Origin of the sequence: Bradyrhizobium sp. Mp27 (assembly GCF_029953005.1) — a bacterium.
Taxonomy (GTDB): Bacteria; Pseudomonadota; Alphaproteobacteria; order Rhizobiales; family Xanthobacteraceae; genus Bradyrhizobium; species Bradyrhizobium barranii.
Window position 1 is genome coordinate 26577 of the sequence record NZ_JASAUS010000038.1, and the last position, 16213, is coordinate 42789.

Annotated in this window: 16 protein-coding genes; 7 read left to right on the forward strand and 9 right to left on the reverse strand. The window is 65.7% G+C overall.

The window, feature by feature from the left end:
* Positions 1 to 3 precede the first annotated feature (3 nt).
* From QJT78_RS20475 to QJT78_RS20485, 3 genes are all read left to right on the forward strand, one after another.
* Positions 4 to 303, forward strand: coding sequence for a transcriptional regulator (locus tag QJT78_RS20475; RefSeq protein ID WP_028153202.1), 300 nt, complete (start codon positions 4 to 6; stop codon positions 301 to 303).
* A 311-nt stretch (positions 304 to 614) separates the two neighbouring features.
* Positions 615 to 1898, forward strand: a complete 1284-nt coding sequence (gene purD, locus QJT78_RS20480) for a phosphoribosylamine--glycine ligase (protein WP_028153203.1) — start codon at positions 615 to 617, stop codon at positions 1896 to 1898.
* Positions 1899 to 2127: 229 nt separating this feature from the next.
* Positions 2128 to 3030 carry an alpha/beta hydrolase gene (locus QJT78_RS20485; RefSeq protein ID WP_028153204.1) on the forward strand — a complete coding sequence of 301 codons (903 nt, stop codon included), beginning with the start codon at positions 2128 to 2130 and terminating at the stop codon, positions 3028 to 3030.
* Between the two features lie 134 nt (positions 3031 to 3164).
* Here the strand turns inward: QJT78_RS20485 and QJT78_RS20490 are convergent, their stop codons facing one another.
* Positions 3165 to 3623 carry a nucleoside deaminase gene (locus QJT78_RS20490; RefSeq protein ID WP_038945284.1) on the reverse strand — a complete coding sequence of 153 codons (459 nt, stop codon included), beginning with the start codon at positions 3621 to 3623 and terminating at the stop codon, positions 3165 to 3167.
* A gap of 119 nt (positions 3624 to 3742) precedes the next feature.
* Here QJT78_RS20490 and QJT78_RS20495 point away from each other — a divergent pair, with 119 nt between their 5' ends.
* On the forward strand, positions 3743 to 5863 hold the full coding sequence (locus tag QJT78_RS20495; RefSeq protein ID WP_028153206.1) for a pseudouridine synthase: 2121 nt from the start codon (positions 3743 to 3745) through the stop codon (positions 5861 to 5863).
* The gene (gene rsmD / locus QJT78_RS20500; protein ID WP_028153207.1) at positions 5864 to 6418 is read left to right on the forward strand and encodes a 16S rRNA (guanine(966)-N(2))-methyltransferase RsmD; all 555 of its coding nucleotides are present in this window, start codon (positions 5864 to 5866) and stop codon (positions 6416 to 6418) included.
* Between the two features lie 103 nt (positions 6419 to 6521).
* Here rsmD and mutL read toward each other — a convergent pair whose 3' ends face one another.
* Complete coding sequence (gene mutL, locus QJT78_RS20505; protein WP_028153208.1) at positions 6522 to 8336, reverse strand: DNA mismatch repair endonuclease MutL; 1815 nt, start codon at positions 8334 to 8336, stop codon at positions 6522 to 6524.
* Positions 8337 to 8577: 241 nt separating this feature from the next.
* Between mutL and QJT78_RS20510 the strand changes: the two genes are divergently transcribed.
* Positions 8578 to 8895, forward strand: coding sequence for a ribbon-helix-helix domain-containing protein (locus tag QJT78_RS20510; protein ID WP_028153209.1), 318 nt, complete (start codon positions 8578 to 8580; stop codon positions 8893 to 8895).
* Between the two features lie 227 nt (positions 8896 to 9122).
* Here QJT78_RS20510 and QJT78_RS20515 read toward each other — a convergent pair whose 3' ends face one another.
* The 4 genes from QJT78_RS20515 to QJT78_RS20530 are packed head-to-tail and all read right to left on the reverse strand — an operon-like array spanning position 9123 to position 12097.
* Positions 9123 to 10691 (reverse strand): GMC family oxidoreductase, encoded by a 1569-nt coding sequence (locus QJT78_RS20515; RefSeq protein ID WP_028153210.1) that lies wholly within the window; start codon positions 10689 to 10691, stop codon positions 9123 to 9125.
* A gap of 29 nt (positions 10692 to 10720) precedes the next feature.
* Positions 10721 to 11269, reverse strand: a complete 549-nt coding sequence (locus QJT78_RS20520) for a hypothetical protein (protein WP_028153211.1) — start codon at positions 11267 to 11269, stop codon at positions 10721 to 10723.
* A 45-nt stretch (positions 11270 to 11314) separates the two neighbouring features.
* Entirely contained in the window at positions 11315 to 11710 is a 396-nt protein-coding gene (locus QJT78_RS20525) for a VOC family protein (RefSeq protein WP_028153212.1), read from the reverse strand.
* On the reverse strand, positions 11711 to 12097 hold the full coding sequence (locus QJT78_RS20530) for a c-type cytochrome (RefSeq protein WP_028153213.1): 387 nt from the start codon (positions 12095 to 12097) through the stop codon (positions 11711 to 11713).
* A 303-nt stretch (positions 12098 to 12400) separates the two neighbouring features.
* Here QJT78_RS20530 and QJT78_RS20535 point away from each other — a divergent pair, with 303 nt between their 5' ends.
* Complete coding sequence (locus QJT78_RS20535; protein ID WP_028153214.1) at positions 12401 to 12706, forward strand: hypothetical protein; 306 nt, start codon at positions 12401 to 12403, stop codon at positions 12704 to 12706.
* A 69-nt stretch (positions 12707 to 12775) separates the two neighbouring features.
* Here the strand turns inward: QJT78_RS20535 and arfB are convergent, their stop codons facing one another.
* From arfB to QJT78_RS20550, 3 genes are all read right to left on the reverse strand, one after another.
* Complete coding sequence (gene arfB / locus QJT78_RS20540) at positions 12776 to 13195, reverse strand: alternative ribosome rescue aminoacyl-tRNA hydrolase ArfB (protein ID WP_014491958.1); 420 nt, start codon at positions 13193 to 13195, stop codon at positions 12776 to 12778.
* Positions 13196 to 13311: 116 nt separating this feature from the next.
* On the reverse strand, positions 13312 to 14679 hold the full coding sequence (locus QJT78_RS20545) for a pitrilysin family protein (protein ID WP_038953199.1): 1368 nt from the start codon (positions 14677 to 14679) through the stop codon (positions 13312 to 13314).
* Positions 14676 to 16067, reverse strand: coding sequence for a pitrilysin family protein (locus QJT78_RS20550; RefSeq protein WP_049807905.1), 1392 nt, complete (start codon positions 16065 to 16067; stop codon positions 14676 to 14678). Before QJT78_RS20550 ends, QJT78_RS20545 begins: the two co-directional genes overlap by 4 nt.
* Positions 16068 to 16213 lie beyond the last annotated feature (146 nt).

Here is a 16213-nt window from a genome sequence, read left to right on the forward strand (position 1 = left end):
CGCATGGCCGAGCTCGACGACATCATCCACCAGCCGCTGCGGCTGAAGATCATGGCGGCGCTGAACGCGCTGCCTGCGACCGCAGGTCTGGAATTTTCGAGGCTGAAGAAGCTCACCGGCGCCACCGACGGCAATCTCGGCGCACATATCGAGACCCTGGCCAAGGCCGGCTACGTCTCGGTGGAGAAAGCCTTCGTCGGCAAGAAGCCGCAGACCACAGTCACCGCCACCGTCGCCGGCCGCGGCGCCTTCGCGCGGCACGTGGCGACGTTGCAGGAGATCATTGCGGGGAAGCAGGTTTAGCGGCGATTGTCATTCCAGGACGTCGCTGACGCGGTGCAGATTGTTGTGCCCTCTCCCCTTGCGGGAGAGGGCATCTCCGCTGGTGGAGGCAGACCCCTCACTCGGGTGAGGGGTCTGCCTCCACGAGCTTTTTTGCGTGTGGATAGATACCCCTCATCCGGTGCTTCGCGCCACCTTCTCCCGCAAGGGGAGAAGGAAAGCGGGCTTCGCCACGCCCCCGGAATGACGGGGAGTGTAGGGCGTTTCCCCTTGAGACCCGCGCCGATTCGTGCGACCTCCGCCCCCAGCAAACCCCTTATTCTGAGCCCTCGATGCACATTCTCCTGCTCGGTTCCGGCGGCCGCGAACATGCCCTGGCGTGGAAAATCGCAGCCTCCCCCCTGGTGACCAAATTCTGGTGCGCGCCCGGCAATGCCGGCATCGCGCGGGAGGCGGAATGCGTGGCGCTCGATGTCGCCGACCATGCCGCCGTGATCGACTTCTGCAAGACGAATGCGGTCGAGCTCGTGGTGGTCGGCCCGGAGACGCCGCTGGCCGCCGGCATCGTCGACGACCTCACCGCCGCAGGCATCAAGGCGTTCGGGCCGAGCGGGGTGGCGGCGCAGCTCGAGAGCTCCAAGGGGTTCACCAAGGCGCTGTGCACCGAATTCGGCATTCCGACCGGCGCCTACAAGCGCTTCACCAACGCCAATGATGCGCGTGCTTACGTCCAGAGCCAGGGCGCGCCGATCGTGGTCAAGGCCGACGGCCTTGCCGCCGGCAAGGGCGTCGTGGTCGCCAAGACCGTGCGCGAGGCCGAGGACGCCATCGCCATGATGTTCGAAGGCGCCTTTGGCGATGCCGGCGCCGAGGTCGTGATCGAGGAATTTCTGCCCGGCCGCGAGATCAGCTTCTTCGCGCTGTGCGACGGCGAGACCGCCATTCCTCTCGCATCCGCGCAGGACCACAAGCGGGTGTTCGACCACGACGTCGGCCCGAACACCGGCGGCATGGGCGCCTATTCGCCGACGCCGCTGGTCACGCCCGCGATCCACGATGCGATCATGGCAAAGATCATTCTGCCGACGGTTGCCGGCATGAAGCAGCGCGGCACGCCGTTCCGCGGCATCCTTTACGCCGGGATCATGCTGACGACGCAGGGCCCAAAACTGTTCGAGTTCAACGTCCGCTTCGGCGATCCCGAGTGCCAGGTGCTGATGCTGCGCATGATGTCCGACATCGTGCCGGCGTTCATCGCCGCCTGCGACGGGGAGTTGAAGCATTTCGACCTGCGCTGGTATCCGGAATCCGCACTCACGGTGGTGATGGCGGCGAAGGGCTATCCCGGCGACTATCAGAAGGGCACGCGCATCGAAGGGCTCGATGATGCCGCCAAGGTCGAGACCGCCGAGATCTTCCATGCGGGCACGGTTGAGAAGGACGGCGCGATCCTCGCCAATGGCGGCCGCGTGCTCAATGTCTGCGCGCTCGGCAAGACCGTGACCGAGGCGCAGAGCCGCGCCTATCAGGCCGTCGACCGCATTCACTGGCCGGAAGGCTTCTGCCGCCGCGACATCGGCTGGCAGGCGGTGGAAGCCGAGAAGGCCCGGGGCTGACAGGCTTTTTTCCGGAATACGCGCATGGTGGCATCAAGATTGCCGCGTGCCTCCGCCCCGCCACATCGACATTCCAAAATTGCGCAATCGCCTGTTGGGGTTAGCAACCCTCACAGCTGACCACCGTGCTACTGTGCATGGGGTTGTTTTCGACATTTTTGTTCGAGGCGGCCCGGGACTGACCAGACAGGACTGACCAGACAGGACTGACCAGATAAGGATGCCGAAGATGTCCGATCTCGCCGACCTCTACCCCGGCTTCGCCTCCGAATGGATCAACACCTCCTTGGGCCGCATCTTCGCCCGCGTCGGCGGCAAGGGGCCACCGCTGCTGCTGCTGCACGGCTTCTCCGAGACCAACGTGATGTGGCACCGCGTGGCGCCGCAACTCGCCGACAAGTTCACGCTGATCATCGCCGATCTGCCAGGCTATGGCTGGTCCGACATGCCCGAGAGCGATGCGCAGCACATCCCCTACAGCAAGCGCGCGATGGCCAAGGCCATGGTCGAGGCGATGGAGCAACTCGGCCACATCCACTTCGGGCTCGCCGGCCACGACCGCGGCGGCCGGGTGTCGTATCGGCTGGCGCTCGACCATCCCGGCCGGCTGTCGAAGCTCGCCGTGCTCGATATCCTGCCGACCTATAATTACTGGGAGCGGATGAACCGCGCCTACGCGCTGAAGATCTATCACTGGACCTTCCTCGCCCAGCCGGCGCCGCTGCCGGAGACGCTGATCTCGGGCAATGGCGAGTTCTTCCTGCGCTTCAAGATGGCGAGCCAGACCAAGTCGAAGACGCTGGACGCCATCGACGAGCGTGCACTCGAACATTACATCGCCCCGTTCCGCGATCCCGCCCGCGTGCATGCGATGTGCGAGGACTACCGCGCCGGCGCCTATTTCGATTACGACCTCGACAAGGCCGATTTCGAGGCCGGCAAGAAGATCACGGTGCCGATGCTGGCCTTGTGGGGTGGCGCAGGCATCGCCCAGGCTGCCGCCACGCCGCTCGACACCTGGAAGCAATGGGCGACCAACGTCGACGGCATGCCGGTGGACTCCGGCCATTTCCTCACCGAGGAGAACCCGGACGTCACCGCAAAGGCGCTGCGGGAGTTCTTTTCGGCGTGAGTCACGTTGTCACGACACACTCAACTGTCATCGCCCGGCTTGACCGGGCGATCCAGTACTCCGAGACGGTGGTGGTTGATCGATAGGCCGCGGATGCCCCACCTTCGCGGGGCATGACGGCGGAATACGTGAATCTACCGCCGCTCCCGAAAGAAGTCCCGCAGCAGCCGCGCCGCTTCGCTCTCGCCGACCCCGGAATAGACATCCGGCGCATGATGGCAGGTGGGGGAAGCGAAGAACCGCACGCCGGACTCGACTGCGCCGCCCTTGGGATCGGCGGCGCCGTAATAGAGTCGCCTGACCCTTGCAAAGGAGATCGCGCCCGCACACATGGTGCACGGCTCCAGCGTCACGTAGAGGTCGCAGTCGACCAGGCGCTCGCTGCCGATCTTTTTCGCCGCCTCGCGCAGCGCAATGATCTCGGCATGGGCGGTCGGGTCGTAATCGGTCAGCGTGCGGTTCGCCGCGGTGGCGATGACCTCGTAATTGCGGACCACGACGCATCCGATCGGAACTTCGCCCGCCTTTCCGGCATTTTCAGCCGTTTTGAGCGCCAAATCCATGAAAGAGGGGGCTTTCAAGCCTCGTATCATCGCCAGAAACCTGCTAGTAGCTCCGCCTTCAGCAAGAGTGAATACCGGATTTGCCTGAGCATGCGGCTCGAAACGAGCGCGCACAATGCTTTCTGGCCACCCCCTAAGTGAGATTATTCATGCCTCGCGACAGCGACAAAGACAACGATTCCCGCGGCCGGCGTGATCGAGGCCCGGGCAGGGGTGGCCCGCCCAAGGGCCGGTCCGGCAAGCCGCGCGGCCCTGAGAAGAAATTCGCCAAGCGCGGCCCCGAGGGCGCGGGCGACAGCCGCCCGCCCCGCGGTGACCGCGACAGCCGTCCGTTCCGCCGCCGCGAGGAGGGCGATGCCCCGCGCCGCGATTTCAGCGACCGTCCGAAATTCAAGCGCGACGACCGTGGTGGTGAGGAGCGCAGCTTCAAGCCGCGTGGCGACCGCCCGTTCTCCGATCGCGGCGCGCGCGATGGCGAGAAGCGGCCGTTCAAGCCGCGCGGTGATCGCCCGTCCTATGGCCGTGACGACCGTCCGCCGCGCAGCCGGGATCGCGACGATTCCCGTCCCGCCGGCCGGTTCGGTGACAAGAAGTTCGGCGACAAGCGGCCGTATGCGCCGCGTGGCGACCGCCCGGAACGCAAGTTCGACGGCGAGCGGAAGTTTTCGCGGGGCGCACCGGATCGCGAACGCGACCGTGGGGATCGCGGCGATCGCCCGCGTGACTTCGGTGACCGCCCGCGCGATCGTGGCGAGCGCAGCGATTCAAAGCCGTGGCAGAAGCGCGACGCGGGTCCGCGTGGCGATCGTCCGCCGCGTAAGGACTTCAGCAAGGGTCCGCGCAAGGATTTCGGTGGCCGCGACCGCGGCGAAGACAAGCCCTGGCAGAGGCGCGACGATCGGCAGGGTGGCGGCGATGATCGTCCGCGTTTCTCGCGCTCGCGCGACGATCGCGCGTCCGGCGATCGTCCGTTCCGCGAGCGGCCCAAGTTCGATCGGCCCAAATTCGATCGGCCGCGCGACGATCGTCCGAAATTCGATCGGCCTCGTCGTGACAGCGATGGCGACCGCGGCGACCGCCCCAAATTCAATCGTCCGCGCGAGCGCTCCGAGGGTCGCTCCGACTGGCACGAGCATCCGCGCAGCGAAGGCCGCTTCGGCGACCGTCCGCGCCGTGAAAACGAGGATGAGAGCAGGATCTTCGAGAAGCGCCCCGCTTTCGGTGGCCGCGGCGCCTATCGCGACCGTGATCGGGATTTCGAGGGCCGTCCGCGCCGTGACGAAGCACCGAAGCCGAAGAAGGCCGGCGAGCGCATCGCAAAAGTGCTGTCGCGTGCGGGCCTCGCCTCGCGCCGCGACGCCGAGGAGATGGTCACGCAGGGCCGCGTCGCCGTCAACGGCCGCGTCATCAATTCGCCGGCGCTCGACATCACCTCGAACGATGTCGTCACGGTCGACGGCAAGCCGTTGCCGGAGCGTGAGCGTACGCGGCTGTTCCTCTACCACAAGCCGCGCGGGCTGATGACCACGCATGACGACCCCGAGGGCCGTCCGACCGTGTTCGACAATCTGCCCGAAGGCCTGCCGCGGCTGATCTCGATCGGCCGGCTCGACTTCAACACCGAAGGCCTGCTGCTGCTCACCAACGACGGCGGGCTCGCGCGCACGCTCGAGCTGCCGGACACCGGCTGGCTGCGTCGCTACCGCGTCCGCGCCCATGGCGACGTCACGCAGGCGCAACTCGACGAATTGAAGAACGGCATCGAGGTCGAGGGCGTCAAATACGGTCCGATCGAGGCGACGCTGGAGCGCGACCAGGGTGCCAATGTCTGGCTGGTGTTCGCGATCCGCGAAGGCAAGAACCGCGAGGTGCGCAACGTCTGCGCCCATCTCGGGCTCGAGGTGAACCGGCTGATCCGCGTGTCCTATGGACCGTTCCAGCTCGGCGAGGTCCCCGAAGGCCAGGTCGAGGAGATCAAGTCGCGCGTGCTGCGTGATCAGCTCGGCGACAAGGTGATCGAGAAATCGGGCGCGCAGTTCGACGTGCCGAAGAAATCTTCTTCACCCGACGGCGAAGCGCCGCGCGAGAAGAAGCCCGCCAGCAAGCGTGACGTGATCAACGATCGCAAGGGCCGTCGCGTGCTGGTGCAGCGCACCGGCAGCGAGGAGGCGCGCGAGCGCAACGAGTCCGAGGCCAACGGCTACGGCCCGCCGCGCCGCCCCAAGCGCGGCTATCACGGTAAGCGCGATCTGACGCCGCGGGAGGACTGATTGCGCGTCGTCGGCGGTCGTTTGAAGGGGCGTAATCTGGCCTCACCGTCCTCGCGCGACATCCGCCCCACGGCGGACCGGCTGCGCGAGTCCGTGTTCAATATCCTCGTGCACGCCTATGACGATCCGATCGAGGATGCGCGCGTGCTCGATCTCTTCGCGGGCACCGGCGCGCTCGGCATCGAGGCGTCCTCGCGTGGGGCGAAGTTCACGCTGTTCGTCGACAACGGCGCCGAGGCGCGCGCGCTGCTGCGCAACAATGTCGAGACGTTGGGCCTTGGTGGCGTGACCAAGGTCTATCGCCGCGATGCGACCGATCTCGGGCCTGCGCATCCCGTCGAGCCGTTCTCGCTGGTGTTCCTCGATCCGCCCTATGGCAAGGGATTTGCGGAGAAGGCGCTTGCGAGCTTGCGCGACGGTGGCTGGCTCACGCCGGGCGCGCTGCTGGTGGTGGAAGAGGCGAAGGCGGCGCAGTTCGTGACGCCTGAGGGCTTCGAGGAATTGGAGCGGCGAGCTTATGACGATACGGAGTTCGTGTTTTTGAGGAAGCCGTAGTCTCGCTGCCGTAGGGTGGGCAAAGGCGCAACGCGCCGCGCCCACCAACTTTCTGCGATCGCGATAGGTGGTGGGCACGCTTCGCTTTGCCCACCCTACGAAATCATCGCCGCCCGAACAGCTTCTCCACGTCGCTCAGCTTCAGCTCGACATAGGTCGGCCGACCGTGATTGCACTGGCCGGAGTTCGGGGTGTCCTCCATCTCGCGGAGCAGGGCGTTCATCTCCTCCGGCCGTAACCGGCGGCCGGCACGCACCGAGCCGTGGCAGGCCATGGTCGCGGCGACGTGCATCAGGCGGCGCTCCAGCGGCAGCGCCTCGTCCCATTCGGCCATGTGCTCGGAGAGATCGCGCAAGAGTCCGCCTGCATTGGTCTTGCCGAGCAGCGACGGCGTCTCGCGCACCGCGACCGCGCCGGGGCCGAAGGACTCGATCGCCAGCCCAAATGACGCAAGCTCCTCGCTGCGCTCGAGCAGACGCTCGACCGTCGCCTCGTCCATCTCGACGATCTCGGGGATCAGGAGGATCTGCCGCTGCACGCCGTTGGCGGCGAGCGAGGCCTTCAGCCGCTCATAGACGATGCGCTCATGCGCGGCATGCTGGTCGACGATGATCAGGCCGTCGCGGGTCTGCGAGACGATATAGGTCTCGTGGATCTGGGTGCGCGCCGCGCCGAGCGGGCGGTCGACGAGGTCGCTCACGGGCTGCGTCTCGAACCGCACGTCCGCACTGGGCGCGCCGACATCGAAGGCCGCCTGTGCGCGCTCGGCGAAGGCCGGCGCGGCAGAGCCGTCGAATGACGGCATCGGCGCGACCGGGGCCGATGGCGAGGCGCGCCAGTCCCAGCTCGCAGGCCGCGGCGGCGTGAAGGCGGGCCGGAACGAGGACAACGCGCTCTCGCCACTGTTGGCGGCCGTACGCCGGCCCTCGCGCGCGAGCGCGTCCTTCAATCCGTGCACGATCAGCGCGCGCACGAGGCCGGCATTGCGGAAGCGCACCTCGGTCTTGGCCGGATGCACGTTGGCATCGACCTCGCGCGGATCGAGTGTGACGAACAACGCCAGCACCGGATGGCGGTCGCGCGGCAGATAGTCGGCATAGGCCCCGCGCACGGCGCCGAGGATCAGCTTGTCGCGCACCGGGCGGCCGTTGACGAAGAGATATTGCCCGAGCGCGTTGGCCTTGGTCAGCGCCGGCGCCGCGGCATAGCCGGCGACGACGACGCCCTCGCGCTCGGCATGGACCTCGATGGCGTGGCTGCGGAACTCCGCGCCGAGGATATCGCCGAGCCGCGTCAGCCGTCCGGCGGCGCCGGGCAGCGCGGCGGTCCAGGTCACCGGCGCGCGCTCCTCGCCCGCGAGCGTGAAGGCGACGTCGGGCCGCGCCATCGCAAGGCGCCTGACCACCTCGCGGATCGCCTCCGCCTCTGTGCGGTCGGTCTTCAGGAACTTCAGCCGCGCCGGGGTCGCATAGAAGAGGTCGTTGACCTCGACGCGCGTGCCGTGGGCCAGCGCCGCCGGCATGATCTCGGATTTGTCGCCGCCCTCGACTGACAGCGCCCAGGCATGTGGTTCGCTCGCGTGCCGCGTGGTGATCGAGAGACGCGCTACGGAGCCGATCGAGGGCAGCGCCTCGCCGCGGAACCCGAGCGTGCGGATCTGGAGCAGATCCTCGTCGTCAAGCTTTGACGTGGCATGGCGTTCGACCGCGAGCGCGAGGTCCTTCGCGGTCATGCCGCCGCCGTCGTCGGTGATACCGATCCGCCGCCGGCCGCCGCCATCGGTGAAGACGTCGATCCGGCTCGCGCCGGCATCGATGGCGTTCTCCACCAGTTCCTTGACCACGCTCGCCGGGCGTTCGACCACCTCGCCCGCGGCGATGCGGTTGACGACTTGCTCTGGCAGTTGGCGGACGGGCATGGGGCTTTCGATCTGGATTCGCTGACGGCGCTATTCTAGGCCGTGTTGCGTCAAAAGCATGTGTTGGGCAACAGCCGTGTGGCGACCTGGGGAAGAGGGATGCCTATCACATTGAAGGGATTGGACGTTCGAGAAAATTGCGCAACCGGGACGGAGCGGTTGCCCTGCTACGGTCCTGATTGTGGGGGGCCGGACAGCGGTGTAGCATCGTGAAAAAATGGCAACAGGACGGGAGGACGCCATGTGCAATTTCTTCGCACACCAGCCCCAACGTGACTACGAGTCCCAGACCCGCTCGTTGCGGATCGGCGGGCACTGCACCTCGATCCGGCTGGAATTGGCGTTCTGGGACACGCTGGAGGAGATCGCGGACAAGGAGAACATGAGCCTCGGCAAGTTCCTGACGACGCTCTACAACGAGGTGCTGGACCATCATGGCGAGGTCAACAATTTCGCCTCGCTGCTGCGGTGTTCGTGCCTGATCTATCGATCCAAGACGATGGCGACGGTGCAGGAGTTCAAGGGCGCGGTGACGCCCATCCTCGACGCGGCCGAATAGAAACGACGGCGTAGCGACACGCGTGTAGCCCGGATGGAGCGAAGCGCAATCCGGGATTCGTGCCGCAAGCGACCGCGGCCCCGGATTACGCTTCGCTCCATCCGGGCTACGATGCTTTCTCCGCCGTCATTGCGAGGAGCTCTTGCGACGAAGCAATCCAGAATCTTTCCACGTTGGCAGTCTGGATTGCTTCGCTTCGCTCGCAATGACGAGGAGGAGGCTTTGCCTCAAATCTCCTTCTTCTGCATCGCCCCCGCAATGTAATCCGCCTGCCGGATCGCAAGCGCGACGATGGTCAGCGTCGGATTGCAGGCCGCCCCGCTGGTGAACTGGCTGCCATCCGAGACGAACAGGTTCTTGACGTCGTGGCTCTGCCCGAACTTGTTGACCACGCCGTCCCGGGGCTTCTCGCTCATCCTGTTGGTGCCGAGATTGTGGGTGCTCGGATAGGGCGGCGTCGGATAGGTCACGGTGGCGCCGACGGCGTCGTAGACCGCCGCACCCTGCTTGTAGGCATGTGCACGCATCGCGAGGTCGTTGGGATGGTCGTCGAAATGCACGCTCGCGACCGCTTGGCCGAACTTGTCCTTGACGACGGGATCGAGCGTGATGCGGTTGGTCTCCTGCGGCATGTCCTCGCCGACCAGCCACATGCCGGCCATCCTGGGATAGCCGTCGAGTGCCGCGGTGAACGGACGGCCCCAGGCGCCGGGATTGAGGAACGCCGCCATGAACGGCAGGCCGATCGACAGCGTCTCCATCTCGTAGCCGCCGACGAAGCCGCGCTTCGGATTGTTGGCGGCTTCGTCACGGATGATGCCGGCCATGGTGGTGCCGCGATACATGTGCACCGACTTCTCGAACACGGCGTAGACGCTGCCGGTCATGTGCCGCATGTAGTTGCGGCCGACCTGGCCCGATGAATTGCCGAGGCCATCGGGGAACATGCTCGAGGCGCTGTTCAAGAGCAGCCGCGGGCTCTCGATCGAGTTGCCGGCCACCGCGACGATGCGCGCCTTTTGGCGCTGCATCGCGCCGCTCTCGTCGGCATAGACCACGCCGGTCACCTTGCCGCCGGCGTCGTGCTCGATCTTGACCGCCATGCTGCTCGGCCGCACCTCGAGATTGCCGGTCGCCTCGCCCTTGGGGATTTCGGTGTAGAGCGTCGACCATTTCGCACCGGATTTGCAGCCCTGGAAGCAGAAGCCGATCTGCTGGCAGGCGCCGCGGCCGTCGCGCGGCTGGCTGTTGATCGCCATGTTGCCGGTATGCACGGTCTTGTAGCCGAGCTTCTTAGCGCCGGCCTCGAGCACCTTGAAGTTATTGTTGCCGGGAAGCCCGGGAATGCCGTTGGTACGGGTCACGCCCATCTTGTTCTCGGCCTTGGCGTACCACGGCTCGATCTCCGCGAGCGTCACCGGCCAGTCCAGGAGATTGGCGCCGGGAATGTTGCCATAGGCGCTCTTCACCTTGAACTCATGCTCGTCGAAGCGCAGCGACGCGCCGGCCCAATGTGTGGTCGAGCCCCCGACCGCCTTGACGATCCAGGCGGGAAGACCCGAGAAGTCTTTGGCGACGCGCCATGTTCCCGACGTGGTGCGGGCATCGGTCCAGGCGAGCTGCGTGAAGCTCTCCCACTCGTCATTGACGAAGTCCTGGTTCTCGATGCGGGGACCTGCTTCGAGGATCACTACCTTGACGCCCTTCTGCGCCAGCTCGTTGCCCAGCGTGCCGCCGCCGGCACCGGAGCCGACGATCACCACAACGCTGGAGTCGTTCAGATCGAATTTTGCCATATGCGTTCTCCTGAACCGTTGGGTGAGCCTTAAGCCTTCGGCAGCCAGTCGATGTCGGCAAAGCCGCGGTTGATGTAGCCGCCATGCTCGGCGGAGGAGCCCTCGTAGCCGAAACGCGGCCAGACCTCTTTCTGGTTGTAGAGCGACACGACGAGGTCGCCGCGCACCTTCTGGAAGAAGTCGCTCTGCTCGATCTCCTTCAAGAGCACCACACGATCGGCCTCCCAGGGCACCTCGGCATAGGCCACTTTGTGGCGATCCCGCGCGTTTTGATCGAGCCGCGTGATGCCGTCGATGATCAGCAATTTGACAGCGGGATCCTTGGCCGCCTTGCCGTCCCACGGTTTGATCGCGGTGATGTAGTAGCTGTCGCCGAGGACATCGTGCGGATAGATGTCGCGCGCGACCTTCAGCAGCGTCTTCATCGTCGCGGGTGAAAGCGTGCTAGCATCATCGGCCCAGGCGTCCTCGATACTGACGGCGACGCTGGTTGCGACAGCGACGACCGGAACGGCTGTCGCCGCACCTTTGAGAAAGACGCGGCGGCTGTGCTTGCTTCGACGATCGACTTCTCTCATGGCATTCCTCCGTAGATTTTGTGATTTGGATTTTTGTGATTTTGATCAGCCGAAACGACCCCCTCGCTGGATCACCTCGATCTTGTAGCCATCGGGGTCGCTAACGAAGAAGAAGCGCGCCAGCGTCTTGCCGTCGTGCTTGAAGTCGCGCAGCGGTCCCGGTGCGAGCTTCTCGCGCTCGAAGCGGGCATGTTCAGTATCGAGATCCTCGACCACCACGGCGATATGTCCGTAGCCGTCGCCGAGCTGGTACGGCTCCTTGCGATCGAAATTCACCGTCAGCTCGACCTCGAAAGGTGAGGAGGGATGACGCAGATAGATCAGGGCAAAGTCCGGAAATTTCAGATGGTCGGCGACCTCCAGGCCGAAGGCGCGCTTGTAGAAGTCGAGCGAGCGGGCCTCGTCGAGCACGCGGATCATGGAATGAACGGGCTTTGCCATTCAGTTCAGCTCCTTCAGGTAGGTGATGATGGCGGCGCGCGTCTCGGGCTTCGCCTGCCGGTAGACCATGGTCGCGCCGGGAATGGCGGCTTGCGGATTGCTCAGCCAGGCGTCGAGCCTGGTCTCGTCCCAGGCAAAGTCCGCTTTCGAAAGCGCCTCCGAGTATTTAAAACCTTCGGTCTTGCCGGCGGGACGGCCGACGACCTTCACCAGCGGCGGGCCTTGCCGCACCGGCTCTGACAGGCTCGTCGTGTGGCACACCGCGCATTGCTGCTTGAATAGCGTCGCGCCATCCGGCGGCTTGGCGGCCGGCAAGGGCATTTGCGCATCGGCAACCCGCGTCACCAGCACCATCGCGGTGCACAATCCCAGCACGACTGCGCGCATCGCCAAGAATCCGCCCATCCACATCAACGTGCGCAAACTCTAGGCGGCGTCAAAGATGCGGTGGTAGTAGCGGGCTGTTTCGGTGCGCGCGGAGACACTGGTGGCCGCGTGTGTTCCGCAATGCCTTATATGCGGAGCACAATTCCGCGAAACCGCCGTCAAATCCCTAAACGATCACCACACCATGCGCATTGCATGACGACCGCGCCGCTTGAACTCTCTACGCGATGCAATGACCCGGTGCAGGTGAGCGGCGCAGGATGCAGCCGAGCCATTCGTCGCGGAAAAATCCAGGAGAAATGGATGAAGTTGGTGAAGACCTCGATGATCGCATGCGCTCTGTCGGCTCTCATTGCGACGCCGGTTCTCGCGCAAGGCGCGCCACCCGCCAAGACAGGCGGCGCCGTGCAAGGCAAACCGATGCAAGGCAGCACGATGGGCAGCGGGGATGAGGAGATGAATGCTCAGCCGGGCGCGGCGGGCGAGAAGACGGGCATGAAGTCGACCAAAGGCACCAGGGGCACGGTCGGCACCACCGGTAGCGCTGCGCATAAGGGAACCGCCGACGATTCCGCGACGGGCGGTGCAGCCCCGGCCAAGCGCTACTAGTCCCGCCGGGTGAAGCAAGCAGACTCCGGTCGCCCTGCGGCCGGAGTTTTTTTGACCGGGTCTGCTTTGCTAGTCGTCGAAGCGGCCGCCGCCCCGCCCTGCCTTGATGTCGCTGCGGCGCTTCTTGCCGTCGAGCCGGCGCTGCTTGGAGCCAAGGGTCGGCCGCGTGGCGCGCCGTGGCTTCGGCCGTATCATCGCCTCGGTCAGGATCTCGGTGAGCCGGTCGATGGCGTCCTGACGGTTGCGCTCCTGGGTGCGGAAGCGCTGGGCGTGGATCACGATCACGCCGTCCTTGGTCATGCGCTGGCCGGCGATGCGGGCGAGCCGGATCACCGCATCCTCCGGCAAGGTCAGCTTGCGCGTGTCGAAGCGCAGCTGGGCCGAGGTCGAGACCTTGTTGACGTTCTGCCCGCCCGGGCCGGAGGCGCGGACGAAGCCGATCTCGATGTCGTCCTCGTCGATGACGAGATCGCGGGATATCCGCAGCATGATGGCACCATTCGTGATGTCCCGACATATCGCGGACGTCCACGTTCGGCAATGGCGCATCCTGGAAACGCAAATGGCCGGGCGAGCCCGGCCATTTCAGGAAACGTCAGGGGACGTCAGTTCGACTTCGTCGCCGGTGCCGCGGCCGGTTGCGCGGCCGCCTGTGGGGCGCGGCCAACGACGACGGTCAGGAGGCCCTGGCCCCAGAGGCGCTTGGCGGCCGCCTTGGCGTCGTCCAGTGTCACCGCATCGACGATGGCGTTGCGCTTCTCGATATAGTCGATCGGCAGCTTGTCCTGCTGGTATTGCAGCAGCGCCTGCGCGAGCTTCGAGGAAGTATCCAGCGCCAGCATCTGCGAGCCCTTGAGGTAGGACTTGGCCTCGTCGAGCTCCTTCTGCGTCGGGCCCTCCTCGGCGATGCGGCGCACTTCCTTGTCGATGGCGTCGATGGTGTCGCCGGCGCGGTCGGCGCGGGTGCCGGTGTTGCCGATGAAGACCGCCGAATGCTCCATCCAGAGCAGCGATTCGAACACGGAATAAGCCAGCCCGCGCTTCTCGCGCACCTCGCGATAGAGCCGGGAGGACAAGCCGCCGCCGCCCAGGATGTGGTTGACGACATAGGCGGCCATGAAGTTCGGATCGCTGCGCTTCACGCCGGGGCCGCCGAAGGTGATCACGGTCTGCGGCACGTCGAGCGGCACGAAGGCGCGCTGCGGCGGTTTTGCCGCCTCGACGTCGGCGACCGGCGTGAGATTGGCTTTTGCGGGCAGGCTACCAAAAGTGTGGTCGAGCAGCTTGCCGAGCGTGGCCGGATCGACGTCGCCGACCACCGCGATCTTCAGCCCGTCCTTCGCAATCACGCGGCCGACATAATCCTTCATGTCGGCGACCGTGATGGTCGGCACGCTGTCCAGCGTGCCATTGGTCTGCCGGCCATAGGGATGGTCGCCGAACGCGACCTCCAGGAATTTGCGGCTCGCCAGCGACGACGGATTGGTGGTCTCGCGGCGCAGGCCCGAGATCACCTGTGAGCGGATGCGCTCGACGTCGGCGGTGTCGAAATGCGGCGAGGTCAGCGCGCTCCTGAGCAGGTCGAAGGCCTCGTCCTTGTTGTCGCGCAGCATCCGCAGGCTGCCGCGGAACGTATCGCGGGTGGCGCTGAAGGAGAGCTCGATGGCGCGGCGGTCGAGCCGCTCATGGAAGGTCTTGGAGTCGAGATCGCCGGAGCCCTCGTCGAGGAGGTCGCCGACCAGATTGGCGACGCCGGATTTGTCCTTGGGATCCTGCGCCGAGCCGCCGGCAAAGGAATATTCCATGGCGATCAGCGGCACGGTCGCATCCTGTACGAACCAGGCTTCGATGCCGCCCGGCGAAGTCAGGTGCTGGATCTTTGCGGCCGCCTGTGACGGCGAGACCGTAGCCAGCGCGAGTGCGGCGCCGGTGGCAAGCGAGAATGCAACGCGTCGAAGGAAGGGATAGGTCACGAACGCTTCTCCTCGCGCTTGGCGGCACTGGTGTCCTTGATCAGATAACCCGTCACCGAGCGCTTCTTCTCGAGCCATTTCTGCGCGACGGTGCGAACCTGCTCGGCGGTGACCGCGCGAATGCGGTCGGGCCAGCTCCTGATGTCCTCGATCGAGAGGCCCGTGGTCAGCGCGCCGCCATACCAGCGCGCCAGCACCGCCTGGTTGTCCTGGGCGTAGATCGCTTCCGCAATGAGCTGGGTCTTGACCCGCTCGAGGTCCTCGGCGCGGATCGGGTTCTGTGCGATGTCGGCGATGACGCCGTCGACCACTTGCTCGACATCGGCAAAGCTGACGCCCGGTTTCGGCGAGGCCGAGATTGCGAACTGGGTCGGATCGAGCGAGATGCTTGAATAGCTGGCGCTGGCGGAGACCGCGAGCGGCTTGTCGACCACGAGCGCGCGGTAGAGATAGGAATTGCTGCCGCTGCCCATCAGCTGCGCCAGCACGTCGAGGGCGGCGCTTTCACCTGCGGCGGCGGTCGTCGCCGACGGTACGAGATAATAGCGGCGCAGGCTCGGTTGCTCGACGCGCGGGTCGGCCAGCGTGACCGTGCGCGGCGCCGCCGGCTCCGGCTCCTGCGGACGGATGCGGCGCTCCGGGATCGCGGGCTGGGCCGGAATGGAGCCGAAATTCCGCTCGACCAGCGGGCGGATGTCGGCGGCTTCCACGTCGCCGGCGATCACGAGGATCGCGTTGTTCGGCGCGTAGAAGCGGCGGTAGAAGGCGAGCGCATCCTCGCGGTCGAGCTTCTCGATCTCCTGGTGCCAGCCGATCACCGGCCGGCCGTAGGGATGGTTGAGATAGAGCGCGGCCATGATCTGCTCGTTGAGCCGCGCGTCCGGATTGTTGGCGACCCGCATGTTGTACTCTTCGAGCACGACGTCGCGCTCGGGCAGCACGTTCTCGTCCTTGAGGATCAGGCCGGTCATGCGGTCGGCCTCGAACTCCATCATGGTCGGCAGCTGCTCCTTCGGCACGCGCTGGTAGTAGTTGGTGTAGTCGACCGAGGTCGAGGCATTCTCGTTGCCGCCGACGCGGAGCACGGTCTGCGAGAATTCGCCGACCGGATGCTTCGAGGTGCCCTTGAACATCAGATGTTCGAGGAAGTGGGCGAGCCCGGACTTGCCTGGGGTCTCGTCGGCCGAGCCGACCTTGTACCAGATCATCTCCGTGACCACGGGCGTGCGGTGGTCCGGGATCACCACGACCTGCATGCCGTTGGCGAGCGTGAAGCTGGCGGGCGGGGCCGATGTCACCGTGGTCTGGGCGAGGGCGGCGCCGGTTGAGAGGACACTCGTCGAAAGCAGCGCGGCAAGGAGGCAGGCGGCCGATCGGTAAGAGGACATCATAATCCTTATGAAAAGGCCGAGCCCGGATGTCCGGCTCGGAGGCACGGCATGCTACACCGTGCGGCTGAGGCTTCGCGTCACGAAGCAGAGAACTCAACGCGGTGGCAAGTTACTGATTGGCAATTTGCAGACCGCGTCCGGCG